Annotated in this window: 19 protein-coding genes; 10 read left to right on the top strand and 9 right to left on the bottom strand. The window is 38.3% G+C overall.

What is annotated here, in order from left to right:
* Positions 1-35 precede the first annotated feature (35 nt).
* Together AADJ06_RS11850 and AADJ06_RS11845 are read left to right on the top strand one after the other, a co-directional pair.
* Positions 36-554: a gluconate 2-dehydrogenase subunit 3 family protein gene (locus AADJ06_RS11850; protein ID WP_341226665.1), complete on the top strand. Its 519-nt coding sequence runs from the start codon at positions 36-38 to the stop codon at positions 552-554.
* A 14-nt stretch (positions 555-568) separates the two neighbouring features.
* Positions 569-2,281 (top strand): GMC family oxidoreductase, encoded by a 1,713-nt coding sequence (locus AADJ06_RS11845; protein ID WP_341226664.1) that lies wholly within the window; start codon positions 569-571, stop codon positions 2,279-2,281.
* Positions 2,282-2,427: 146 nt separating this feature from the next.
* Here the strand turns inward: AADJ06_RS11845 and AADJ06_RS11840 are convergent, their stop codons facing one another.
* Positions 2,428-3,075: a hypothetical protein gene (locus AADJ06_RS11840; RefSeq protein WP_341226663.1), complete on the bottom strand. Its 648-nt coding sequence runs from the start codon at positions 3,073-3,075 to the stop codon at positions 2,428-2,430.
* Positions 3,076-3,344: 269 nt separating this feature from the next.
* Between AADJ06_RS11840 and AADJ06_RS11835 the strand changes: the two genes are divergently transcribed.
* The 5 genes from AADJ06_RS11835 (at position 3,345) to tyrS (ending at position 8,037) form a co-directional block, all read left to right on the top strand.
* Positions 3,345-3,923, top strand: coding sequence for an RNA polymerase sigma factor (locus tag AADJ06_RS11835; RefSeq protein ID WP_341226662.1), 579 nt, complete (start codon positions 3,345-3,347; stop codon positions 3,921-3,923).
* Positions 3,913-5,346, top strand: coding sequence for a hypothetical protein (locus AADJ06_RS11830; RefSeq protein WP_341226661.1), 1,434 nt, complete (start codon positions 3,913-3,915; stop codon positions 5,344-5,346). Before AADJ06_RS11835 ends, AADJ06_RS11830 begins: the two co-directional genes overlap by 11 nt.
* A 44-nt stretch (positions 5,347-5,390) precedes the next feature.
* Positions 5,391-5,807 (top strand): VOC family protein, encoded by a 417-nt coding sequence (locus tag AADJ06_RS11825; RefSeq protein WP_341226660.1) that lies wholly within the window; start codon positions 5,391-5,393, stop codon positions 5,805-5,807.
* A 223-nt stretch (positions 5,808-6,030) separates the two neighbouring features.
* On the top strand, positions 6,031-6,675 hold the full coding sequence (locus tag AADJ06_RS11820) for an outer membrane beta-barrel protein (protein ID WP_341226659.1): 645 nt from the start codon (positions 6,031-6,033) through the stop codon (positions 6,673-6,675).
* Positions 6,676-6,726: 51 nt separating this feature from the next.
* A complete protein-coding gene (tyrS, locus tag AADJ06_RS11815) occupies positions 6,727-8,037 on the top strand; it encodes a tyrosine--tRNA ligase (protein ID WP_341226658.1) in 1,311 nt (436 codons plus the stop codon).
* A 1-nt stretch (position 8,038) separates the two neighbouring features.
* Here tyrS and AADJ06_RS11810 read toward each other — a convergent pair whose 3' ends face one another.
* The 5 genes from AADJ06_RS11810 to AADJ06_RS11790 form a co-directional block, all read right to left on the bottom strand.
* The gene (locus AADJ06_RS11810; protein ID WP_341226657.1) at positions 8,039-8,656 is read right to left on the bottom strand and encodes a hypothetical protein; all 618 of its coding nucleotides are present in this window, start codon (positions 8,654-8,656) and stop codon (positions 8,039-8,041) included.
* A gap of 67 nt (positions 8,657-8,723) precedes the next feature.
* Positions 8,724-8,927, bottom strand: a complete 204-nt coding sequence (locus tag AADJ06_RS11805) for a helix-turn-helix transcriptional regulator (protein WP_341226656.1) — start codon at positions 8,925-8,927, stop codon at positions 8,724-8,726.
* A gap of 3 nt (positions 8,928-8,930) precedes the next feature.
* A complete protein-coding gene (locus AADJ06_RS11800) occupies positions 8,931-9,332 on the bottom strand; it encodes a hypothetical protein (protein ID WP_341226655.1) in 402 nt (133 codons plus the stop codon).
* Positions 9,333-9,419: 87 nt separating this feature from the next.
* A complete protein-coding gene (fbp, locus tag AADJ06_RS11795) occupies positions 9,420-10,427 on the bottom strand; it encodes a class 1 fructose-bisphosphatase (protein WP_341226654.1) in 1,008 nt (335 codons plus the stop codon).
* Positions 10,428-10,746: 319 nt separating this feature from the next.
* On the bottom strand, positions 10,747-12,579 hold the full coding sequence (locus AADJ06_RS11790; protein WP_341226653.1) for a T9SS type A sorting domain-containing protein: 1,833 nt from the start codon (positions 12,577-12,579) through the stop codon (positions 10,747-10,749).
* Between the two features lie 468 nt (positions 12,580-13,047).
* Between AADJ06_RS11790 and AADJ06_RS11785 the strand changes: the two genes are divergently transcribed.
* From AADJ06_RS11785 to AADJ06_RS11775, 3 genes are read left to right on the top strand one after another with little or no spacing between them, the layout of a single operon-like run.
* A complete protein-coding gene (locus tag AADJ06_RS11785) occupies positions 13,048-15,711 on the top strand; it encodes a DUF1553 domain-containing protein (protein ID WP_341226652.1) in 2,664 nt (887 codons plus the stop codon).
* On the top strand, positions 15,711-17,210 hold the full coding sequence (locus tag AADJ06_RS11780) for a DUF1501 domain-containing protein (protein WP_341226651.1): 1,500 nt from the start codon (positions 15,711-15,713) through the stop codon (positions 17,208-17,210). The genes AADJ06_RS11785 and AADJ06_RS11780 overlap by 1 nt, the downstream gene beginning before the upstream one ends.
* 3 nt (positions 17,211-17,213) lie before the next feature.
* Complete coding sequence (locus AADJ06_RS11775; protein WP_341226650.1) at positions 17,214-18,608, top strand: c-type cytochrome domain-containing protein; 1,395 nt, start codon at positions 17,214-17,216, stop codon at positions 18,606-18,608.
* Here the strand turns inward: AADJ06_RS11775 and araD1 are convergent.
* The 3 genes from araD1 to AADJ06_RS11760 form a co-directional block, all read right to left on the bottom strand.
* Positions 18,586-19,587 (bottom strand): AraD1 family protein, encoded by a 1,002-nt coding sequence (gene araD1 / locus AADJ06_RS11770; RefSeq protein WP_341226649.1) that lies wholly within the window; start codon positions 19,585-19,587, stop codon positions 18,586-18,588. The genes AADJ06_RS11775 and araD1 overlap by 23 nt on opposite strands.
* Before the next feature lie 99 nt (positions 19,588-19,686).
* Entirely contained in the window at positions 19,687-21,357 is a 1,671-nt protein-coding gene (locus tag AADJ06_RS11765) for a RagB/SusD family nutrient uptake outer membrane protein (protein WP_341226648.1), read from the bottom strand.
* Positions 21,358-21,369: 12 nt separating this feature from the next.
* On the bottom strand, positions 21,370-24,501 hold the full coding sequence (locus tag AADJ06_RS11760; protein WP_341226647.1) for a TonB-dependent receptor: 3,132 nt from the start codon (positions 24,499-24,501) through the stop codon (positions 21,370-21,372).
* Between the last annotated feature and the right edge of the window lie 94 nt (positions 24,502-24,595).

Here is a 24,595-nt window from a genome sequence, read left to right as displayed (position 1 = left end):
CTCTCCCGATGGACAGGGAACTTAATATAAACATTATGAAAAGAAGAGATTTATTAAAAAATTTGACCCTCGGTACAGCTGCCATGGTGGCCATACCCGCTTGGGCAAAGAATTGGTCGGCAAACGACCTCCCAACCGGGAAAATACTGGCACCTTCAGATGAGGCTTTATTTATTGACATCATTGACACCTTAATTCCTAAAACAGATACTCCGGGTGCTATTGAAGTTGGCGTTGATAAATTTGTCAAAGCTATGATAGACACCATGCATACGGAGGATGACCAAAGGGTCTTTTATGCTCAAATTCCAGTGGTAGATGCTTTTGCAAAAAGAAAACAAGGCTCGGCTTTTTCTAGCCTATCGACCAATGAAAAGGTGGAGTGCTTGGGCATGATTGAGAAAAATGAAGATGCCACACTTCAAAAATTCTTTAAAACATTAAAAAATTACAGCATTCAAGGCTATACCGGTTCTGAATGGTATATGACCGAAAAAGCAGGCTATGAATACGCCCCAGGCTACGGCCATGGCTGTGTGGATGTTGAACAATAATTAAGAGAAAAACAATGACCAATAAAGATAAATCATCAAAGAAAAGAAAGTATGACGCCATAGTCATAGGTTCTGGAATTAGTGGCGGATGGGCCGCAAAAGAGCTAGCAGAAAAAGGTTTAAAAACCTTAATTTTAGAGCGTGGTCCTGATGTAAAACACATCATTGATTACCCCACTACCACCATGCAACCTTGGGACTTTGAACACGGTCTTAATCTACCTCTGAAAGAAAGAGAAGAAAACCCAATTGCCTCTAAATGTTACATTTTCAAAGAAGATGCGAAACAATTTGTGGTAAAAGACAAAGAGCACCCATATGTACAAGACAAGCCTTTTGACTGGATTCGTGGCTACCAAGTAGGTGGAAAATCATTGCTTTGGGCTCGTGAAACACAGCGATGGAGTCACCTAGATTTTGAAGGACCAGGACGTGACGGATTCGCAGTAGAATGGCCCGTAACCTATGATGAACTAGCTCCTTGGTATAGCTATGTGGAGAAGTTTGCTGGTATTACAGGAAATAAAGACGGGCTTGAGAGCTTACCTGATGGCGAGTTTATGAAGCCTTTTGAGCAAAGCTGTGTAGAAGAATACTTTGATAAGTTTCTTCAAAAAAACTATGAAAACCGTAGAGCTATTATTGCTCGCAAGGCACATATAACAGACCCTCAAGATATTCATACGCAGCAGGGAAGAGCTAGGTGTATGCACCGTAACCTTTGCCAAAGAGGTTGCCCTTATGGTGGGTATTTTAGTAGTAATGCCTCTACCATTCCTTGGGCTTTAAACACTGGAAACTGTACTTTAAGAGCAGACTCTGTGGTACAGTCTATCATTTATGATGAGCAAAAAGGCAAGGCCGTTGGTGTAAAAGTGATTGACAGAATAAGCAAGGAAGAGATAGACTTCTTTGCTGATATCATTTTTGTGAATGCAGCAGCTATGAACACTACGGCACTATTACTGAACAGTACCTCTAGCAGATTCCCTAATGGCATAGGAAACGATAATGAACTGATGGGAACGCACATTGCTTTCCATAATTACCGAGCACGTGTAAGCGGTTCCTATGAAGGCTTCCCGGATAAAACAACCTCTGGCCGTAGAGTAGGCGGTAGTTATATGCCAAGATGGAGAAACCTTTACGAACAAGAAACCGACTTTATCCGTGGCTATGCGGCCGGTTTTTCTACAGGAAAAGGTGAGTATTTTGGAAGAGATGGTGTAGGTGCTGACTTAAAAAACAATTTACTAGACCGCCAAACCGGTGGAGCATGGCATGTAGGATCTCACATGATGGGTGAAACTATTCCAAAGGCCTCCAGTAAACTAACACTTGATAAATCTAAAACAGATGAGTGGGGAATTCCCTTAATTCATTTTGATTTAGACTATGACGATAATGATGAGAAAATGGTGAAAGACTATTTGGAAAACACGGTAGACATGTTTGAGAAAGCTGGTTTCACTAATATTCGTACCTCAGATTCTAAACAAGCTCCAGGACTTGACATTCATGAAATGGGTGGTGTAAGAATGGGTAAAGACCCTAAAACCTCATTGCTTAATAAATACAATCAACTGCATGAATGTAAAAACGTTTTTGTGACAGATGGAGCTATGATGACCTCTACCTCTACGCAGAATCCCTCATTGACATACATGGCTTTTACTGCCCGTGCGGTAGATTACGCTGTGAAAGAAATGAAGAAAGGGAATTTATAAGCCAAATTACATCTTGCTGAATACCAAAGCCCAAGTCTTTATTGATTTGGGCTTTTTCATTTCATTGCATAACAAAAAAAGACCTCGAAAAAAATCGAGGCCTTTTGCTAAACTATTACAACATTTTAAACGCCAGAATTATAATCTTAGTGGCCTCCTCTTTTACCTGGGCCATGCTTATGTCCACCTTTATTTTTCATGCTAAATTCTGCTACAAAAGCACCTTCTGCATCAAAACCAACTCCCTGATAAGTCTCATCGGCTAAAATAAGCAGTACACCGTAAGAGCCATCAGATTGAAGCATTGCCATTTTAACTGTGGCTCCTTCATAATTAGCCGCTATATAATCTGTAATAGATACCGGCAAATCTTCTTCTACTACACTCGTTCCTTTTGAACGGCGAGTTCTCTCCGCCACAAAAGTACCGTCGGCATCAAAAACCAAACCAGCTCCTGTACCATCACTTAGCGTAATTTTTACATAAGTATTTCCTGTATTGTCGTTTGTACCCGCTCTATTTATGGTAGCATCTGCATAGTTTGCAGTAATATAATCTGTGATAGTTACAGAAAGGTCTTCTACCGATACCTCGGTTACGCTACATTTACCTCTGTAACCATATTCCGTTGACGCAACAGTAGAGTCGTCGGCGGAAGCTAAAAACATCATGTCTACTAAAGCGGAGGCTTGATCCGAATCTGTTGATGAAATAGCCACATTTTCTTTATCGCATGAAGTCATGAAAGCCACCATTCCAAGTGCGAATAGCCAAGTAAGTTTTAAATTTCTCATTTTTTTAAATGTTAATTTTTATGAAAAGATTAGTAGTAAGCAGAGCTTACAAGTAGATTTATTTCAAATTTGTTTTTAATTAGGGTTTAACTAAAAAAGCGTTTGATAGACTTAACCGTCCTGTTCGTGTTTTCAATTATTTAATACGTCGGCTCAGCTGCGTTTCGTTGCCTAAGAATAAAATAAAAAATAAGAGGCAACGCTGGTGGCACAGTTTTGCGTATTATTAATCAGGAAGGCGTTTAATTCTTTTAACCAAACCCCTTTTCGTGTTTCACAGAAAGAAGAAAAATTTAAACTTAGATGAGATCTTGGACGGATGCCTCAAAAAGAGGTCCTCTGCCCAAAAGCAACTCTATGAGCAATTCTACGGATTTGCCAAGAGTATTGCTATGCGTTATGCTTCCAGCAGTGATGAGGTTCAAGAAATGATGAATGATGGTTTCTTGAAAATTTTTGCCAAACTGGAGTTATACGACAGAAATCAATCATTTGAGGCTTGGTTTAAAACTGTCATGGTCAGAACCTGCATTGACTATTACCGGAAAAACCATTCTAGGGTTGGTATGGTTGATATTGATGATCTACACTATCTTTCCTATGAAGACCATCTTCTTGAAAAACTATCGGCTGAAGAAATTTTAGATTTAATGAAATATCTTCCGCCTTCTTATAGAGCCGTTTTTTCTTTATTTATTGTGGATGGTTATAACCACGCCGAAATAGGAAAAATGTTAGGAATAAACGAAGGAACTTCTCGTTCAAACCTTTCTAAGGCTAGAGTAAAAATGCAGGAATTAGTAAAAAGATATTCATCAGACATAAATAACTATAGAAATGTCATTTGATAAAAAAATACGAGAAAAACTCGTTAATCATATTCCGAAATATGATTCAGGCTCTTGGGAAAACTTTAGCAAGTTGCTACCCGCTCCATGGTACACCACAGTGTTTACCACAAATTTAGGATGGACAGTAAGTGGGCTAAGCACCGCTGCACTGCTCTTTACAGTATATCTATTTAACACTAAAACCGAAAGACTGAATGGCGAGATTTCTACACTTACAAATCAAATAGAATTACAAAAAAAAGAGGTCCCGCAGCAAAACCTCTATAGCCTAGAAAAAGCTGACACTGTTTATATTACCCGAGAAATAGATAAATATATTCGTGTGGAAAGATCAGAAAGTGAGTCTTTCCAAAAAGGGCTAAACCAAGGCTATGCGAACGCATCAAAAGATGTAGCCTACTTACAAACGGAGCTAGAAAAACTGAGGAAAGAAAATCTTGCATTAAACGCTCAAAGGCCAAAAGAAACAAACCTGAAGACAGGCAGTAACATTGATGATTCTCAAGGAACTATTGTTCAGTCTCCAGTTGACGAAAACAATTTCATCGAAAACAGAAACTCTTCAAAGGCTCAAGATAAGATAATTGCAGAGAATGGAACTACCTTAAAAGAGAAGCAAAGTACTCCAATTGACACTAATAACGAGGCCGCTATAGAAACTGAAAGTAATCTAAACGTTACTGATGATGAAGCTTTGGTCGCAGATGTTTCTAAGAAAGAAAGCGAAGAATCATCTGCAGAAACCTTAGAGAAAATTAAGGACGATGAGGAAGAAATAGTATCGACAGAAAGAACAGACCCAGAAAAGGCGAAGAAAAAAATCAATTGGCCCAAAATGCGTTTCGGAATAAATTCTGACTACTTGGGTTTAAGGGTTTTAGCCACAGGCCCAACAGCCGAAGTTTTCCTTTCAGACAAACTAAGTTTTAATGCTTCCGCTATTTTTTCTGGCCAGGTAGAAACCAAACACCCTTTTGCCAAGGATTTCAACAAAAACACAGGCAAAGAGTTTGACAAAGAGTTTAACAGCTTTGTCAATCAAAGACCAGAGCTAATAGAAGACATTTCTATTAAAACGTCATTCATAAAACTCCCATTATATTTTAACTATTATATCAATACTTGGAGCAGGTTTAATTTTATGATTTCGGCAGGCACAAAGCTTGATTTGTCTGTTTATCAAAACGTTGATTACGCTAGTGGACCACTTGGGCAGCAAATTCAAAATAGGTTTGAAGCTAAAAGAAAACCAAAAACATTCAATAACCTCTTCTACGGAATGGGTGTGCAGTATAAATACGGAAATTTTGTAGGCCAGCTTACCCCTTATTTTGATTTCGCCTTTAGACAAGCTGATTACTTTACGCCTGCTAAGAACTTTGGTGTAAATGCCAGTCTGAAATTTGAATTTGGGACTTAGATTAGGTAATTAGCTCGTAAATTGGAGCTTAGAGAATAAATTTTATGACTACAGTTAATACCTATTTGTATTTTAATGGCGATTGTGAGTCGGCGTTTAACTTTTACAAAGCCGTATTTAAAAAGGAGTTTCAATATTTAGGTCGCTATAAAGATGTTCCTGAAGCAGCTAGAATAAATTTCCCAAACTGTACAGATGAGCAAATTATGCACGTGGCTTTGCCCATTAGTAAAGAAACGGTTTTACTAGGAGCCGACATTATTGAACCCAACAAAAAAGAGACAAAAAATAACTTTTCGCTATTTCTGAGCACCGATAACAGAGAGGAAGCAGATAGATTATTCCGTGCTTTATCAAAAGGAGGAAAAATAACATTACCGCTTTCTGACCAGTTCTGGGGCTCCTATTACGGCATTTGTCTTGACAGGTTCGGCATTAACTGGAAAATAAGTTGCTCCTGAAACAGCATTGACAACTACCAAAACGCAGCAAAGGAATAGCTAGATGGCTTATGGGTACAAAATTAATTGGCAATAGAGAGCAAAACGGCTTTGATGGAATGTCTAATTAAGTAAATTTAACCAACTGAGTCTAAAGGAATTTTTGACCTGACTAAGCCTTTCTGTATTTTTGCCCCTCTTTAAACTTAACCGGCTCTCGGTTACGTTCTAGAAATAAAAAATAATGAAATATAAATTACTCTTAATTAGTCTTTTGGTTTCTCAAGCAGTCTTTTCTCAAATGAAGACTGGGCCATTTGTTTTTGGGCCAAAAATTGGACTTCAGGCTAATAACCTTAAGATATATAATAATACAGACGGCACTTCCAATAAACTACAGATGCAATACCATGCGGGTGTTTTCGGAAGGTTTAGCAAGGGAAAAATAAGCTTACAGCCAGAAGTTATTTTTCAAATCAAGGGTTCTTCACTCAGTACCCCTGATGAAAAACACACTTACAGATACATAAGTACACCTATACTTTTAGGTATTCAGCCTCTTAAAGGACTCACTTTTGAAATAGGCCCAGAATTTAGTTGGGCACTTAATCAAGGCTGGAAGAAAGAAGGAATCCAACAGTTTGGACCTGACGCCAAAACAGATAAAGCATTAGTATTAGGTACTAGAATAGACCTCCTTGATATGTTTTCTATGTTTAGTGTAAACATAAGATATGTACAAGGCCTAGACGACGTAACCACCAGTGGAACCGACTTAAACAGTGCAACCACCTATAGAAACAGAACTGTTCAGCTGGGTATCACTTATAATTTCTCTGAATATTATAAATGGTGGAAAAAGCACGGCGTTAAAAAAAAGAAGAAATAATCTGACTGGCTTGGGCTAATATTGCTCAAAACTCATAGCTATTTTACAATCATGAATTTTATAGAGGAATTAAAGTGGAGAGGCATGTTTCATCAGACCATGCCAGGGACAGAGGAGCAACTTCAAAAAGAAATGACCTCCGCTTATATAGGTTTTGACCCTACGGCAAAATCACTACATATAGGAAACCTAGCCACCGTAATGCTTTTGGTGCATCTGCAAAGAGCTGGTCATAAACCTTACGCACTAGTTGGCGGAGCCACAGGTATGGTCGGAGACCCTTCTGGAAAATCTGCCGAAAGACAGTTTTTAGATGAAAATGTACTAAAAGAAAACCAGGCGGGTGTTAAAGCACAGCTTGAAAGATTCTTAGATTTTGACTGCGGTGAAAACTCTGCCGAAATGGTCAATAATTACGACTGGTTTAAAGAATTTGGTTTCTTAGATTTTCTTAGAGAAGTAGGTAAATACATCTCTGTGAACTACATGATGAGTAAAGACTCTGTCAAAACTAGATTGACAACAGGTATTTCTTATACCGAGTTTACCTATCAATTATTACAGGGGTATGACTTCTACCACTTGTATAAAAACAAGAACATTCGCCTGCAAATGGGTGGCTCAGACCAGTGGGGGAACATCACTACGGGCACTGAACTTATCAGAAGAAAAGAAAATGCAGATGCTGAAGACCCAGAAAAGGCAGAATATACTGCTTTTGCCTTAACCACACCTTTAGTTACCAAGGCAGACGGTGCCAAATTTGGTAAGTCTGAGTCTGGAAATGTATGGTTAGATCCAGAATTGACATCACCTTACCAGTTTTACCAGTTTTGGATTAACCAAGCTGACGAAGACTGCAAAAGACTTATTCGTGTTTTCACGCTTCTTTCTCAAGAAGAAATAGAAAAACTAGAAGCTCAGCAAGCCGAAGCCCCACATTTAAGAGTGGTGCAGAAAGCTATTGCAGAAGACGTGACTGTTAGAGTTCATGGTCAAGAGCAGTACGACTTAGCAGTAAAAGCCTCTCAGGTGCTTTACGGAAAAGCTACACTAGAAATGCTTCAAGAACTGGACGAAAAAACGTTCACCAGTATTTTTGATGGCGTACCGCAAACGAATATTTCAAAAGCAGATTTTGATGCCTGTGAATCGCTTTTAGATCTGATTTCAGTTACTACCAACGGAAACATATACGCCTCAAAAGGCGAAGCCAGAAGAGCTCTTAAAGGAAACGCTGTAAGCGTCAATAAAACAAAACTACAAGACGAAAAACTTGCTGTATCCGAATTGGCATTACTAAACGACAAATACCTTTTGATAGGTAAAGGGAAGAAGAATCATATTGTTAGGGTGGGGTGATTCACTTTTGAAAAACCTGCCAAGGTCCCCTTTTATTAAAGGAGATTTTTTTTCCCTTCATAACTATAGTACCAAGACTCATACCCACACCTGTTCCAATTAAAGAATAGCCAAGACCTTTTCCTACATATTTTGGGACATTCTCATTCTTAATTGCAGCCAATAATCCAAAAGACCCCAAGCCTATTAAGCCCGAGACAAAAAGAAATGTTCCAAATTTGTCAACCGGCTCCAATTTGGGGTATGGAATCCTAATATAATCAATCTTATTAAGTGGTACAGACATCCTTATCAAATTGTCTTCCCCATTACGGTAGATAAGATATTGCTCCAATGCTTCCTCTCCATCATACACTCTGACATGAGAATGAGAAAGTTCTAGAAAAATGGAACTATCCGTTTTACTAAGAACAGTTCCCTCAATATTAGTCCTATTTATCAGGTCTGGGTTCTTATTTTCTCCAAAAAATTCTACTGTTAATTTCTTCCCGGTTAAATTATATGTCTTTTTCCCATTATCAGACTTTAGAAAAAACTCAGAAGTAGTCGTCTGGGCTGAAAGATTCAGTGAAAAAACTATTGAGAGAAATAAGAAATTCTTAAGCGTTTTAAAAGTCATACTTCATGTTAATAGACGTGGAATTAAAACCCAAAAATAGACAGAAAACTTGGAATGAATTTATAATCTACCAATCCCCCTCTTCCAACGTAAAAATATTATCAACCCTCTCTTCAAAGACAGCCGCAATTTTAAGAGAAAGCAATGTGGAGGGTACAAACTTCCCTTTTTCTATGGAATTTATCGTCTGCCTCGAAACGCCCACTTTTTCTGCCAGGTCGGCTTGAGTGTAATCCTTCTTTGCTCTTTCTACTTTTATGGTATTCTTCATGCCTTAGTCTCTGGCGTTAAAATAGTAAAAATGGACAATAGCAATTATCAAAAGCACACTTAAAGCCTCAAATGCAGATACAGAAAACCAAGAATCTGTTTCTATAGAATAACCATTGAAGTTTTTACTGTAATTATACGCCGAAACTAAAACAGCAGTAACGGGCAATGAAACCGCCAATGCTTTGAATTTCAAAAAGACGCATCGCTCATCCATGATTTTTTCTTTTGAAAAGAAAACCATCATTAGACCAAAAGCCACCGGAGCACTTAAACCAACCACATCTGTAATACCGTATTGGGCTATACGGAAAACAAAAATCCCGATTGCTAATACTATCAATGCAAGGCCAGCAAATTTTACCCATGAAGGATAAAAAAAGATTTGAGATTTTGTGGTGCTCATGTTTTTTAGACTTGTTTGTAAGACTAAAAGTAAAACAAACTTTACTTTAAAGCGAGCTAAGTTGTCAAAAATGTGAGCAAACCTATATTACTCGCCCTCTAAAAAAGACTCTAGCTTCTTCACCATATTCTTACTTCCTGTGAAAAATGGTACTCTTTGATGTAGTTCGGTTGGCTTCATATCCAGTACAGACTGCTTACCATCGCTTTCGCCTCCTCCTGCTTGTTTGGCAAGAAATGCTATTGGATTGCATTCGTAAAGTAACCTTAATTTTCCTTTTGGGTCCATTGCAGAACATGGGTACATATAGATTCCCCCTTTTATTAGATTTCTATGGAAGTCGGCTACCAACGAACCTACATACCTAGCTTTATAAGGCGGTTTATCATCATTTCCAGCTTGACAGTAACGAATATAGTTTTTCATGCCCTCTGAAAAGAAGTCTCTATTTCCTTCATTAATGGTATAAATATTTCCGTCTTCGGGTTGATGCATATTTGGATGCGAGAGGTAAAAAGTACCAATAGCAGGGTTCAAGGTAAAACCATTGACTCCATGCCCCGTGGAAAAAACCAACATGGTAGAGCTTCCGTAAATCACATAACCTGCTGCCACTTGCTTGCTCCCTTTTTGCAAAAAATCTTCTAGCTGAACCGGTGAACCCTCAGGTGTAACTCTTTTGTAAATAGAAAAAATAGTACCCACAGAAACGTTTACATCAATATTACTAGAGCCATCCAGTGGGTCAATCAAAAGCACATATTTGTTCTTATTCTGAAAATCTAGGCTATTTATACTGATAAAGCTCTCTTCTTCTTCAGAAGCAATTCCACACACAATCTCCCTTTTAGTAAGGGTGTCTATAAATAAATTATTAGCTACTAAATCTAGCTTTTGCTGTGCCTCTCCCTGTACATTAATATCACCTACGCCACCAAGAATGTCAACTAGGCCAGCCTTATTAATTTCGTGATTTACTAGCTTTGTTGCCAGGCCTATGCCATTTAATAATTTTGAAAATTCTCCGGTAGAATTATGAAAAGCTGTTTGGTTTTCAATGACAAATTCGCCTAAGGTCTGGTGCTTTAGATTCATAGCCTGCTTTATTTGGTTTTGTTATTTAGGTATTATTCCTCAAAGCTATCTTCTAAATAGCCCCTCACCATCCTGCACTATCCTCATATACTCACCTAATAAACAGATAAATAGCTTTTCCTCTTGAATAATATTTGTTTATAACAAGCAATTCTTGAAATGCTTATACGCCAATATCTTAAGTGTGATTTTTATAATTTTAATGAGTAGAATAGAACTTGCTTTTCCCACGGAACTTAAGACAAACTCCTATTAGCTAAAAGCAGGAAACTATACACTAAAATCCGGTTAAAAAGAAAAACCATGCTTTTGGAATCATTTACTTTTTCAAAAACCTTTTAACTACAGTCTTATCTCCCACCTTTAATTTAATAAAGTAAAGACCATGCTGTAAGGATGAAACATCTATTGCAGACTCCCCCTTTTCAAAATTAGCACTCTTCACTTTTCTCCCATCAGAAGAAAACAATGAGTAAGTAGCAAACTCATTATCCATTTTAATATTTAATTTATCGGTAGATGGGTTTGGAAAAACAACTAAATCTGTTTCTGATAAACCCAAGCTAACTTCGACTTCAGCATCTAAATTCCAAACTTGCCATCCATCATTGGTTGTATGTGCCAAGATATAGTAATCATTCAAATGCCTAAAAATACGTGGCTCATATCCATCATGAAAAATACCCTCTTCGCCTTCGGCAATTTCATCGTAGTCCTCTAACCCATCAACAGTAAAACCACCTATTTCGAAGCCTGTTTCAGGGCTCAATTTTTTATAAAAAAGCTTGTCACGATTTTTCGGCATCCATTCAGGATTAAATAAAGGGTAATCTTTAAAAAAGAAAGGTTCCTTAAGTTTTCCATCCTCTATTTTATAAATGCCATAGCCCCCTTCCGCACTTTTAGTATAAATGGCATTCGAGAAAATTGGATATGAAAATTGCCCCTCTCCTGCATACTTAAATGCTTTTAAAGGTTTCTCCATGCTTAGAGACCAATATTGCCATTCCCTATCCTTTCCTAATTGGTTCACATCTAATAAAATGACATCATCAAATCCTGTTGAATACGCTGAACCTGAGACATCTAATATTTCTTGAAAGCTTTTTGACTCCAGGTTAAAAAAAGAGAATTTTGTACGGTTTTGTCCGTCTAGTTGATAACTTAATTTCCCTAGAATACCCTTATCATTTAAGTAAGTTGTATTTAGAGCATTAAAGTGCTTAGGAATGTCAACAACTTCCTCTGAGCCTCCTTCTATTATATGGTAATTGGTTGTTCTTTCATTTTCTACATCATATTCATAAAAAATGTGCTTTCCGTTTACTGTAGTTGAATACTGTAAATTTTGATTAATTGGATGTCGGTAAAGAATTTCACCTGTTAACATATCTACCAAATCCATATTATCTGCATTTCTTGTATACAAAAAACTGTCGGTAGTTCTAAACCAAGAATCTCCTAAATAGGATGACTCAAAATTTGAATTTAAAAAATAATACCCCTGTTTTGAATCTTTATAATCGGTATAAATCAAATTATTATCGCTTTTATAAACTATAGAGACATTCATTCCGGTAGCAAATGGGGTCATGGTGTGACCATCGTAAATTGAAAGTAAGTCCAATTCATTTCCGATAACTTGATCTAAAACAAACAGCTGCTCTTTGAAGGTTTGAAACGTTAAATTGACACCACTTACACTTTTTTTTGTAAGCTCATGACTTCGAGAAATAGTAGTTATTGAATTTTTATCTGTCAAATAGGTATTCCCCAATGTAAAATGTGCCTGCTTATTTGTCGCATTTTCCAAGTCTCCTATATAAACAGGATCAGTTTCAGCCACATTCAGCACAAACAAACCCTTATCAGTTCCAATAAAAAGTTCTTCCTCATTGAGTTCTCCAGCATATAGCCTTATACTCTCCGCCTGCATCTTGATAATTTCTTCTACCTTATTATTCTTAAATTTCCATATTTCAAATTGCGAATCACCCGGTTTTCTTGATTTTAAATACAAGTATTCGCCTACACTGACATTTTCAAAATCCCATGATAGGGATTCTGAAGTATTAGTGAAGTTTGTAATTTTTATTTGGCCAAAAGTAAAGACCGAAATAAATGATAGTAGAAAGAGTAGTCTTAATTTCATTGTGCAATTTTTTATCTTACTCTAAATTAAGGGTTTAACTAAATAAAGTCATAATAAAACGGATTAAATTAATTTTAAAATTCACACATATTTGGTAGGGCATTTAGTTGTAAAACTCAAGCGTACCAGATTTGAACTCATGCTACTCATTGACAAATACCTTTTTTAATGAACAAATCAAACAGCTAGAAAGGCTTGATCATTTCATTCGTGTTTTACGTTTCATTAATTCTTTAAACAATGTAAAATCTGTATTATGATAAGCATAGCCTCCACGCTAAGCTGGATTTCCTTTGACACCAAAAACAGATTATTCCAACTCTTATAAATATATCCGCAGCCAAAACCACCCTTTTTTCACCACTTTTGGCTGGCAATATTCATTTGTAGGCTTTGGAAATTGCCCTCACCTTTTGAACCTCCACTTAAAAAAGCTAATTTCATATTCCAAACCTATGAAATTAGAAAATGCTTAAGAAAACCTTGCTCTGGTTTACATCAGGTGCATTGTGCCTCACCATGTACTGGGTCACTTCCTGTAAAACACAAGAGACCGTAGACTATAGCACACAGATAAAGCCTATTCTTAACAAAAAATGCATTGCTTGTCATGGAGGCGTGAAAAAGCAAGGTGGCTGGTCTTTGCTTTTTGAAGAAGAGGCTAAAGCCAAACTAAAGTCAGGAAAATATGCGATAGTTCCAGGTGATGTAAAAGCCAGCGAAATGATTCGCCGTTTGACCTTAGACGACCCAGAAGAACGAATGCCTTTTGAGCATGAAGCTTTACCACAAGAAGAAATAGAATTACTAAGCCAATGGATAAAAGAAGGTGCCAAATGGGGTGAACACTGGGCTTATCAAAAAGTTGAAAAAACTTCAGTCCTGAAAACTGAATCTGATTGGGTTCAAAATGATATTGACCATTTTGTACTTCATAAAGCCAGTGAAAATGGACTTGAAATATCACCTGCGGCAAAACCAGAAATATTGGCAAGACGCCTTTCTTTAGACATCATTGGTTTTCAAAAAGAATCAGCTACCAAAGACGGCTATCTAGAAAATCCAACACCAGCTAACTATGAAAAATTAGTTGATACCTTATTGGCATCGCCACATTACGGTGAAAAATGGACCTCCATGTGGCTAGATTTAGCACGCTATGCAGATACTAAAGGTTATGAAAGAGATGGAGGTAGAAATATCTGGCGATACAGAGACTGGCTTATCAATGCCTTTAATGCCGATATGCCATACGACCAATTTCTGACAGAACAGCTAGCGGGTGATTTACTTCCAAACCCAAAGGAGGAACAATACATTGCCACGGCTTTTCACAGAAACACCATGACTAATGATGAGGGTGGAACAGATAATGAAGAGTTTCGGGTAGCAGCTGTTATGGACAGAGTAAACACTACTTGGGAAACTGTCATGGGCACCACCTTTGCCTGTGTGCAGTGCCATAGCCACCCTTACGATGGTTTTAAGCATGAAGAATATTATGAGTTTATGGGTTTCTTTAATAATACCCGTGATGTAGATTCTTATGAAGATTATCCATTGATTCGTCATTTTGACCAAAAACAGAAGACCGAATTAAACGAATTGGCCGCACGGCTAAAACAAAAAACAAGCGAAGCTGAGACTCAAAAAATAGTAACGTTTATTAAAACACTTCAGCCATCCATAGCCTCTTTAGAGTCTGATAATTTTATTAATGCCGAGCTAAATGACACCAAATGGCTGTCCATGCGAAACAATTCTTCGGCTAGAATCCCAAATGTTCCATGGGCAGGTACAAATAATCTAATCATGAGCTACTCTTCCAAAATACCTGGAGGAAAATTACTGTTTCATCAGGGAAGTCCGCAAGGACCTGTTATTGGTCAATTGACCTTAAACCACCAGACGAAGGGTTGGGAATTTGCAGAAGTAAAATTGAACCCAGTTAATACCTCAGACGACTTATATCTATCTTATTCTAACCCCTCAATAAAGAACCCTACAGCTCGTGGAGTGAATTTCAATTTCTTTCATTTCACAAACAGCTTTCCTGATAAAGGCAGTAAAAACTTGTTCTGGAATTTACTTGAAGCTAAAACAGAAAGCACACCAATTATGGTGGACAACACTCCTGCCATGAGTCGTGAAACACGTGTTTTTGAAAGAGGTAGTTGGCTTTCTTTGGGTGAAAAAGTAAACCCTGGTACACCAGACTTACTCAATGATTTCTCTGAAGAATACCCTAAAAATAGGCTCGGTTTAGCCAAATGGATGACATCAAATGAAAACCCATTAACCGCTAGAACTATAGTCAATAGACTTTGGGAGCAGGTTTGGGGTTTTGGCATAGTAGAAACGCTAGAAGATTTAGGAACTCAAGGCGAAACGCCATCAAACCAAGCACTTTTAGACCATTTAAGCTGGAAACTCATGCATGAGTATGATTGGAAATTAAAGCCTTTACTGAAAGAAATACTTATGAGTGCCGCCTACCAGCAAGACTCCAAAGTCACCCCTGAAAAAATAGAGAAAGACCCTAAAAACAGATGGCTGGCTAGAGGTCCTAGAATAAGATTAAGTGCGGAGCAAATTCGTGACCAAGCCTTGGCCGCCACTACCATATTAAACCCAAAAATGTATGGGCCGCCCGTAATGCCTATGCAGCCAGATGGTATTTGGCTTTCTCCATATAATGGTGCCAAATGGGTAGAAAGCGAAGGCGATGAAAAATACAGAAGGGCTGTTTATACCTATTGGAAAAGGACAAGTGCTTACCCTTCTATGTTGAATTTTGATGCCGTAGGCCGTGAAGTTTGTTCTTCTAGAAGAATCAGAACCAATACGCCACTGCAGGCATTGACCACCTTAAATGATGAAGCCTATGTGGATATTGCCAAGCAAATGGCAGAGCAAATTGGCTTTGAAAAACCAGAAGAAAACATAGGTATAGTTTATAGAAACCTAACCGGAAGAAGCATCAATGCAGAAAGAACCGCTGCTCTCTTAGAATTATATAAAACTGCCCTAAAAAGTTATCAAGAAAGCGAGGCTAATCAGCCAGAAAAAGACGCCATGGTATTGGTATATAATGCCGTTTTAAACCTAGACGAAGTCCTAACCAAAAGCTAATGAGTCATAATAAAGATAGAATTTTTAATGAGGCGGTTCAGCGAAAACTGCTCAACCAAACCAGAAGAAATTTCCTAAAAGAATCTTTTATGGGCTTGGGTGGTTTGGCCATGGGTTCTATGCTGGGTGCTTGTGGAAACCCCATTAAAACTAGTTCGGCTAATATCTTTGACCCTGCTAATCCTTTGGCAGCTAAAGCTCCACATTTTGCACCTAAAGCAAAGTCCGTCATATACCTCCATATGGCGGGTGCTCCATCACAATTAGAGCTTTTTGATTTTAAGCCAGAGCTTCATAAAATGGATGGTCAGGACTGCCCTCCTTCCTTTTTGGAAGGTAAAAAATTCGCATTTATAAGGGGGGTGCCTAAAATGCTAGGACCACAAGCAAGTTTTAAGAAATATGGTGAAAGTGGCCATTATGTAAGTAATTATTTACCGCATTTTCAGTCGGTGGTAGATGAGGTCAGTTTCTTGAAAGCCGTAACTACCGACCAGTTTAATCATGCTCCTGCTCAATTATTGATGCAAACCGGAAGTGCAAGATTAGGCAGACCAAGCATGGGCTCTTGGGTAACTTATGGCTTAGGGACAGAAAATTCCGATTTACCAGCTTATGTGGTTTTAACCTCCGGAGGAAACAACCCTGACGCAGGAAAGAGTATTTGGGGTAGCGGCTTTTTGCCGTCTGTTTATCAAGGTGTTCAATGCCGCTCCGTAGGTGACCCCATTCTGTTTTTGGACAATCCTAAAAACGTGAGCAGCGATTTAAGAAAGGCCTCCATAGATGCTATTAATAAGGTTAACCAAACCGAATATGATGAATATGGCGACCCAGAAACACTCAGCAGGATAAGTCAATATGAGATGGCTTTCAGAATGCAAACCTCTGTACCTGAAGTGATGAATATCAATGACGAACCGGCCTATATTCATGAAATGTATGGCACTAAGCCTGGGGAAGCGGCATTCGCCAATAATGCCCTTTTAGCTAGAAAACTGGTCGAAAAAGGGGTTCGTTTTGTACAGCTATTTGACTGGGGTTGGGATACACACGGCACCAGCGAAGGCGGCTCTATAGACGTAGGTTTGGTAAACAAATGTAGGCAGTCAGATAAAGCCGTTACGGCACTCCTATTAGATCTAAAACAGCGAGGGCTTTTAGAAGATACCTTGGTGGTTTGGGGCGGAGAATTTGGAAGAACGCCTATGGCAGAAAACAGAGAGGGAAAACCTAATGCCTTCAAAGGCCGTGACCATCATGCAGAAGCTTTCACGATGTGGATGGCTGGTGGTGGTATAAAAAAGGGAGCTAGTTTTGGTGAGACAGACGAGATAGGGTATGGAGCATTAAGTGGAAAAGTCACGCCATTTGATATTCAGGCCACCATTCTGAATCAACTGGGCTTTGACCATGAAAAGTTAACATATGATTTTCAAGGCAGGCCTTTCCGACTGACAGATGTGGAGGGGCATGTTATTAAAGATATAATTGCGTAAAGAATGAGTCAGTTTTTCGGTCAGTTTCACCCGCTTATTCTTCATTTACCTATTGGCATCTGGGCTTTGGCCTTTTTATTCAAATGGCTTTCTCTTAAAAAACAAGATTCTATCTATGATAAAACTCTGCCTGTTTTACTGATTGTCATTTTTATAAGCTCTTTTTTTACCTCGCTGAGTGGTTACCTCTTATCTCTTTCCGGAGCTTATGAAGAAGAACTGGTCAATAATCACAAATGGGCAGGAATAGCTCTTACACTTATCTCAGGTGTTCTTTATTGGTTTATCAAAAATGAGCACTCCATTAAAGTCAGAAATGGGCTGTGGATAGCCTCCGCTCCTATTCTTTTTGTCACAGGCCACTGGGGTGGAAGCCTTACACACGGGGAAGACTATCTTAGTTTTAGCAATAAGGTTTATGAAAAACCCGTCATAGAAAACGTAGATGATGCCTTAGTTTATACGGACGTTATAGAACCCATTTTTGCAGAAAAATGCTGGGCTTGCCATTCGGCGAAAAAACAAAAAGGAGAACTTAGGTTAGATGGTGAAAAATGGATTCTTAAAGGTGGAGAAACGGGAGATTTGCTAATTCCTCACAAAAGTGCCGACAGTGACCTTTATCAAAGATTAGTGATCGACACTAGCGATGATGAACACATGCCACCATCCAGAAAACCACAATTAAGCGAAGATGAAGTGAAGCTAGTTGCCTGGTGGATAGACGCTGGCGTTTCGTTTGACAAAAAAGTGGCGGAGTTAGAACAAAGTCCAGAAATCAAATCCATTTTAAAACGTTTAGCAAATAAAGAAACGGAAGTCAGCGTCTCCGATTTCCCTGAGATAGAAATCAAAGCTGCCAATGCCTCGACACTTGAAAAAGTTAAAGAAAGCCGTATTACAATTTTGCCCCTAGCACAAAACTCAAATTACCTTACGGTCAATTTATTAGGAAAAACATTAGCAGATAGCGTTTGGCAAAGCTTAGAAACTGTTTCTGAAAATATAGTTTCTATGAAAGCTGCAGAGACAAATTTCACTCCTGAAAGATTGCGTTCTTTAGCTAATTTTAAAAACCTAAGAACCTTAGATATTAGCGGAACCAATGTGGATACGGAGGCTTTAAAAAGCATAGCTCAGCTAACGGAAATACGTGTGCTAAACCTTAACAACACCAAGATAACGGAAGCAGATTTGGAGCATCTTAAGTCACTAGAAAAACTAAGAAGCCTATATCTTTTCAGAACGGAAATAGATTTAAACAAATGGGAAACCATTCAAAATAATTTCCCGAATACGGTTTTAGACACTGGAAACTATCAGGTTCCTACCTTAAAGTCTGACACCACTATTTTCCGTTTGGAAGATTTGGCAGCTACTTTATCGGAACAACTTTAATGAGCGTTTCAGGAGCACTATGCTCTGCCAATTTATTGACTAGTGGTTTGCCCATTTGAGGCCAATCCACTAGCATTTCGTCTCCGTCTTTTAGTTTGATGCCATCACCAAAACTAAAAGCTCCCGTCCCAAAAAAGTGAATATGTGCTTGACCAGGAACTCTATGATTGGCGTATTTGAAATGATGGTATTCCAAATTCTCTAAACTATGAGCCATATTAGCCTCACCCGTTTTTACGGCTTTCTCCCATAAAGTTTTTTTATCTCTTTTTATCTTCACATTTCCAGAAATGTCTTGAAAAATAACTTCATCAATAACTAGCTCTGGACCAATGCTGCATGAGCGAATTTTAGAAGGTGCCAAGTAGAGGTAATTGATTTTCTCCATCACATGGTCAGAGTATTCATTGCCCGTGGCAAAACCAATTCTTACTGGAACTCCTTCTTCATTTATCACGTAAACACCTGCAATTTCAGGTTCTTCTCCACCATCTAGAGCGTAAAGAGGAACATCTAATTTGTCTAAATGACCTTTTAAAACGGTACCATTTCCTTTATAAAACCATTCTGGCTGTACGCCAATTTCCCCCTTTGCTGGTTTCCCTTTCTCTTCACCCATAAAGTAAATTTTCATACTATCGGTCTGACTTTCACCAGCAGCATTCATTTTGTCTCTATTCTCTGCACTTGCCTTATGCGTCAAACCGGTTCCAGAAACCATGCAGTTATTCACATCTCTCGGATGGTCAAAGCATGGAAGCCACTTCCAAGGTGATTTCCCCTCCCAAACTTTTTGATAATCGAGCCATTCTGAACCTATGCCCTCCTTGACTAGAGCGGCAAGTTCTTTTTGATTTTTAACAGTATCCATAACAAGATCATAAATTGTAATATAATTAGTCAAAAGAAGAAGCTTGTCTCCCTTTACTTGGGCTACTTTCCTATCATTGTTTGGGTTTAAAAGCTGAACTAGACGCATATTACTTTAAGGTTGAATTGTTTCTTAAATGTAACAATCTTATAGCAAAAAAGGCCAACCGACAAGCAGTTGACCTCTTTCTCCTTTTCTTTATATAGACTAGTAATTGGCGTTTTGAACCACTTCTTTGTCTTTTGTATTATCCAAATACTCTTGTGGAATAGGGAAATACTCGTTTTTCCCTTGTGTAAAGCTTGCATTAGTTAAATGCGTCCTTCTTGTTTTCTCCACCGCTAGGTAGTCGTTCATAACCTTATCTGCTACGCCCCAACGAACCAGGTTGAAGAACCTGTGGCCTTCCATGGCTAGTTCTAACCTAGTTTCTGTTCTTACCGCTGCTCTTGCTGCTTCTGCACTGGTCCATGCAGCTTCATAGGTAGAAATAGCATATTGACCAGCATCGGCAGTTCCGTCTAAAGTTTTGACATAAGTAGAGTTTTTAGCTCTTGTACGAATTTGGTTTACTAAAGTTCTAGCCTCTTCTAATTTACCTAATTCTACAGCAGCTTCTGCTCTCCACAAAATCACCTCCGCATATCTTATCACGTAGTAATTCATGGCATTTACATAAGGCCAAACTAATGTATGGAAAGGCGATTTAGCAGAAACAATTCTCTTCTTAGGAGAAAACTCACCGTAGGTAGACAAATCTCTCGCCCAGTTTTCTTCATAATTTACGCCTAGGTCTTTGTAAGGAATTCCCGGGCGAGCAATAGTGATGTCTAATCTTGGGTCTACTGCATCTTCCGTGGTCAAATTCACGTTATTCTCCACTGGCAAACCCGTAGCAGTTACTTTAAACGCATTCACCAAATTCTGAGATGGTCTGTGAAAACCATATTGCGAATAAAATGGTCCACCTGGAGCAGTTAAACGGTCACCAATGCTTCCATTATAATTACTCGGCTGGCCATCTAAAACAGAATATTGCACCGCAAAAATAACTTCTTCACTGTTATCATTCTCTGGAAGAAATACATTTTGAAAATCTGGCAATAGAGCATATTTACCTCCCATTACTTCTGATGTCAAATCATATACTTTTTGCCATTCATTTTGAAACAATGCCGTCTTTGCTAAATAAGCTTTTGCTGCAGCTTTTGTAGGCCTACCTACTTCAGACTGCGTTTCTGGCAAACCGCTGATAGCTAATTCAAAATCCTTTTCAATTTTCTCCCAAAGCTGTTCTGAAGTAAACTCCACGTTAGACTTTGCATAGTCTTCTGCCGTTTCAGCAGTCTCATCTATGTAAGGAATTTGGTTGAACGTCTTCTTTAATTCGAAATAATAGTGACCACGAAGAAAGTGCAACTCGGCAGTACGCTGAGCTTTCAATGTAGCATCAAAGTTTTCTGAATTGTTTAGTAATTTCAGAGCCTCATTACTACGTTTTACTCCTTCGTACAGAGCCATCCACTTGCGTTTTATGTCAAAAGTGGTAGCTGTAGTATTGAAAATTTCCATCTGGTGAATGTTGTTTTGGTCACCAGTACCTCCACCACCTTTATAGCTATCGTCAGAGACTACATCACCAAAACTCCAGTTTGAAGCCGGTGAGTTATAAGCATTACTTGCTCCGTCTATTTGACCATTTAGCACGCTGTAAGCAGAAACTATTGCTCGCTCTACATTCTCTGCTTTTGTTATTTCAGAAGGAGAAACTTCGCCATAAGGCACCTCCGTTAAGAAGTCTTCGCTACACGAAATGCTTAGGGCTGCCAAAGAAAAAAGGCTAGCCGTTTTTATTAAATTCTTTATCTTAAAAGTCATTTTTTCTGTTTGTTAGAAGTTCAAATTACAACCTAGCATGATGGTTCTTGATGGAGGATAAAGTCCTCTATCTACTCCGATATCCAAGTTTCTATTACTAGAAGAATAGCTCTGAAGTCCAATTTGAGGATTAAGGCCAGTGTACTTTGTAATAGTGAATACATTGCTCATTTGCGTGTAAATTCTAAGGCTTGCACCTTTTATTTTCGCAGCAGGAAGCGTGTATCCTAATTGAAGGTTATTCAATTTTAAATAAGAGCCATCCTCTATGAAATAAGAAGAAGGTCTGATGTTATTATTGGGGTCATCTAAAGAAAGTCTTGGAATAGTAGCATCCACATTACTCTCTGTCCATGCATCTAAAACGCTCACGTCTTTGTTATAAGCTGCTTGGTTAAAAAACTCTCCGTTAAACTTGGTCAAATTATAGATATCGTTACCTAAACTTGCGTTGAAGAAAAGACCCAAATCAAAGTCTTTATAATCGAAGTTTAAGTTCAATCCCAATAATACAGATGGATGAGGCGTGCCAATGTAGGTTCTGTCCTTGTCGTCTAAAACACCGTCATTGTTCACGTCTTTGAAACGAATATCACCAGGAACAGCATTTGGCTGAATGCCATGGCTTTCTACTTCTCCAGTATTTTTGAAAAGACCGTCTGCTTGGTAGCCAAAGAATGCACCAATTGGCTGACCTACGGTACTTCTAGTAACCTCTTGGTCGAAGTTCACAGAGTGAAGTGTAGAACTTGGAATTCCTAAATATGTAACATTGTTAAGCTCTGTCAATTCGTTTTTCAAGCCTGTCAAATTAAATCCAACGCTATAACCTAAGTCGTCTATTTGGTCTGCATAGTTCAAGTCAATTTCAATACCATGGTTTCTCATTTTTCCATCATTAATCCACTGTCCATCGTTTGTTCCACCATAGGTCAAAGGCACAGAGTTATAAACCAAAATGTCTTTCGTTACCTTATCAAAATAGTCCGCAGTAATGTTCAATTTGTCATTAAAGAATCCTAAATCCACTCCAATAGAAAGCTGATTTGTAGTTTCCCATTTAAGGTTAGGGTTAGGAACTCTAGACTGCGTCAAACCTGAGTAAACAGAGCCCTGAGAACCGTCAAGAGCATAATCTGAGTTGGCGTTATTATTTGTATAACTATCCACAGTAGCATAAGAAGAGATGCTCTGATTTCCTGTTTGTCCCCAGCTACCTCTCAATAAGAAAGAAGTGAACGTGTTACCAAAGTCAAAGAAAGCCTCTCTATCTAATCTCCAACCAGCAGAGAATGCAGGGAACGTACCATATTTATTATTTGCCAGTCTTGAAGTTCCGTCTCTTCTTACGGTAGCACTAAAAAGGTATTTCAAATCATAGTTATAGTTAACTCTTCCGAAGTAAGAGTTCAATGCCCAGCTACTTGCAGAACCTGAGTTCAACTGATTTTCAGAACCAAAAGAAAGGTACTTGAAGCTATCGTCTTCGTAAGCAAAAGTACTTCTAGAAGCAGAAAAACTCTCTCCGTAATATTTGATGGCTTCTTGACCTAGCAAGGCGTCAAAATTATGTTTTCCAAAAGCATTATTATAAGTCAATGTATTTGAAAAAGTAGACTGATAGTTGAAGCTGTTTGAGGTGCTCAGAGAGTTGGTGTTATTACTAGCCAAAATCTCATCATACACTGGAGAAAAACTTCTTCTGTTATAGTTCTGAAAATCAAGGCCGATGACAGACTTAAATACAAAGTTGTCAACATTGATGCTTGCAAAAGCACTTCCTAAGGCCTGAATTCTTTTTTGGTTATTTCCTTTTCCTCTATCCAAAGAACCTAGTGGGTTTCCGATATCATTTATAGGGTTACCAGCAAAATCTCCATTTGTATTTTTGACAGGAACTATAGATGGGAACTTGTAAGCATTGTAAATAATACTACCCAAAGCACTGTTCGTGTTTACAGAAACTTGGTCTCTGTAAGAAAGACCTAAATTCTCACCAATGGTTAAAAAGTTGGTCAATTTATAGGTAGAATTAAACCTAGCTGAATAACGCTCAAAACCAGTATTCTTAATGATACCTTCTTGATTGAAATAACCTAAACTTAAAGAGTTTTGAGCTCTTTCTCCACCTTTTAAAAGAGTAACATTATAAGAATGAATAGGAGCCGTTTGCATTATTTCCTTTACCCAGTCCACATCTGCACTAGGAATAGTTTGTGCAGCATCTAAGAAAGCAGGTATGGTAGGATTGTTTGGGTCGTTACCATAAATATCACTTGCCGGAACCTGACCATCGTTCTTAGTGGCTTGCCATAAAGCATCGCCGTATTGCTGAGCATTAAGCATTCTTGGCTGATTAAATGGAGCTTGCACGCCAGAATAAGCATCAAAGTTCACTTTGAAAGCATCTTTTGTTCCACCTGTTTTGGTAGTAATAATTACCACACCATTAGCCGCTCTAGAACCATAAACAGAAGCAGAAGCTGCATCTTTTAAGACCTGCATAGTAGCAATGTCATTTGGATTAATGCTATTCATGCCATTAGAAACAGGAATACCATCCACAATCACCAAAGGGTCGTTATCATTAATGGTACTAAAACCTCTTACTCTTAAAGAAGCTCCGCCACCAGGAATGTTATCACTCATCACCTGTACACCGGGAAGCCTACCATCTAACATTTCTACCACGTTAGATTTTGGCAAAGCTTTAATATCGTCTGGGTCAATAGAAGCTACAGCTGCAGTAATGTTTCTTCTGCTCTCTGTACCGTAACCTACCACCACAAATTCTTCTAAAGCTTGCGTATCTGGAAGTAAAGCTACCTTAATATTTGACTGATTACCTACCAACACTTCTTGGCTAAGGTAACCCACAAAAGAGAAAACCAAGACTGTGTTTTGATTCTCCACATTTAAAGAAAAAGAACCATCTCCGTCTGTTATAGTACCAATAGAAGTTCCCTTAATCACAACAGAAACACCCGGCATTGCCGAACCTGTCTCATCACTAACCGTTCCTTTTAATGCACGTACATTAAATGCAAACGATTCTCCTCCAAAAGCATGTTGCTCTATAAATAAGCAACTCAAAACTGCGAATCCAAGAATGAATTTCAGTTTTCCCACGTAATTTTTTAACATAGAAATAAAGTGTATTAATTGATTTCGTTCAAGCCGCAAAACAACGATTCAATTATTACCTTTTTGTTCGCTAAATATTAAGCTATGGTTAAGA

It is taken from the genome of uncultured Arcticibacterium sp. (assembly GCF_964021845.1).
In the GTDB taxonomy this organism is placed as follows: Bacteria; Bacteroidota; Bacteroidia; order Cytophagales; family Spirosomataceae; genus Arcticibacterium.
Note: the sequence above shows the minus strand (reverse complement) of the source record. Positions and strands in the feature narration are given on the sequence as shown.

Coding starts and splice junctions, on each gene's coding strand:
- AADJ06_RS11850 (WP_341226665.1), top strand. CDS start 36: ATGAAAAGAAGAGATTTATTAAAAAATTTGACCCTCGGTACAGCTGCC.
- AADJ06_RS11845 (WP_341226664.1), top strand. CDS start 569: ATGACCAATAAAGATAAATCATCAAAGAAAAGAAAGTATGACGCCATA.
- AADJ06_RS11840 (WP_341226663.1), bottom strand. CDS start 3,075: ATGAGAAATTTAAAACTTACTTGGCTATTCGCACTTGGAATGGTGGCT.
- AADJ06_RS11830 (WP_341226661.1), top strand. CDS start 3,913: ATGTCATTTGATAAAAAAATACGAGAAAAACTCGTTAATCATATTCCG.
- AADJ06_RS11825 (WP_341226660.1), top strand. CDS start 5,391: ATGACTACAGTTAATACCTATTTGTATTTTAATGGCGATTGTGAGTCG.
- AADJ06_RS11820 (WP_341226659.1), top strand. CDS start 6,031: ATGAAATATAAATTACTCTTAATTAGTCTTTTGGTTTCTCAAGCAGTC.
- tyrS (WP_341226658.1), top strand. CDS start 6,727: ATGAATTTTATAGAGGAATTAAAGTGGAGAGGCATGTTTCATCAGACC.
- AADJ06_RS11810 (WP_341226657.1), bottom strand. CDS start 8,656: ATGACTTTTAAAACGCTTAAGAATTTCTTATTTCTCTCAATAGTTTTT.
- AADJ06_RS11805 (WP_341226656.1), bottom strand. CDS start 8,927: ATGAAGAATACCATAAAAGTAGAAAGAGCAAAGAAGGATTACACTCAA.
- AADJ06_RS11800 (WP_341226655.1), bottom strand. CDS start 9,332: ATGAGCACCACAAAATCTCAAATCTTTTTTTATCCTTCATGGGTAAAA.
- fbp (WP_341226654.1), bottom strand. CDS start 10,427: ATGAATCTAAAGCACCAGACCTTAGGCGAATTTGTCATTGAAAACCAA.
- AADJ06_RS11790 (WP_341226653.1), bottom strand. CDS start 12,579: ATGAAATTAAGACTACTCTTTCTACTATCATTTATTTCGGTCTTTACT.
- AADJ06_RS11785 (WP_341226652.1), top strand. CDS start 13,048: ATGCTTAAGAAAACCTTGCTCTGGTTTACATCAGGTGCATTGTGCCTC.
- AADJ06_RS11780 (WP_341226651.1), top strand. CDS start 15,711: ATGAGTCATAATAAAGATAGAATTTTTAATGAGGCGGTTCAGCGAAAA.
- AADJ06_RS11775 (WP_341226650.1), top strand. CDS start 17,214: ATGAGTCAGTTTTTCGGTCAGTTTCACCCGCTTATTCTTCATTTACCT.
- araD1 (WP_341226649.1), bottom strand. CDS start 19,587: ATGCGTCTAGTTCAGCTTTTAAACCCAAACAATGATAGGAAAGTAGCC.
- AADJ06_RS11765 (WP_341226648.1), bottom strand. CDS start 21,357: ATGACTTTTAAGATAAAGAATTTAATAAAAACGGCTAGCCTTTTTTCT.
- AADJ06_RS11760 (WP_341226647.1), bottom strand. CDS start 24,501: ATGTTAAAAAATTACGTGGGAAAACTGAAATTCATTCTTGGATTCGCA.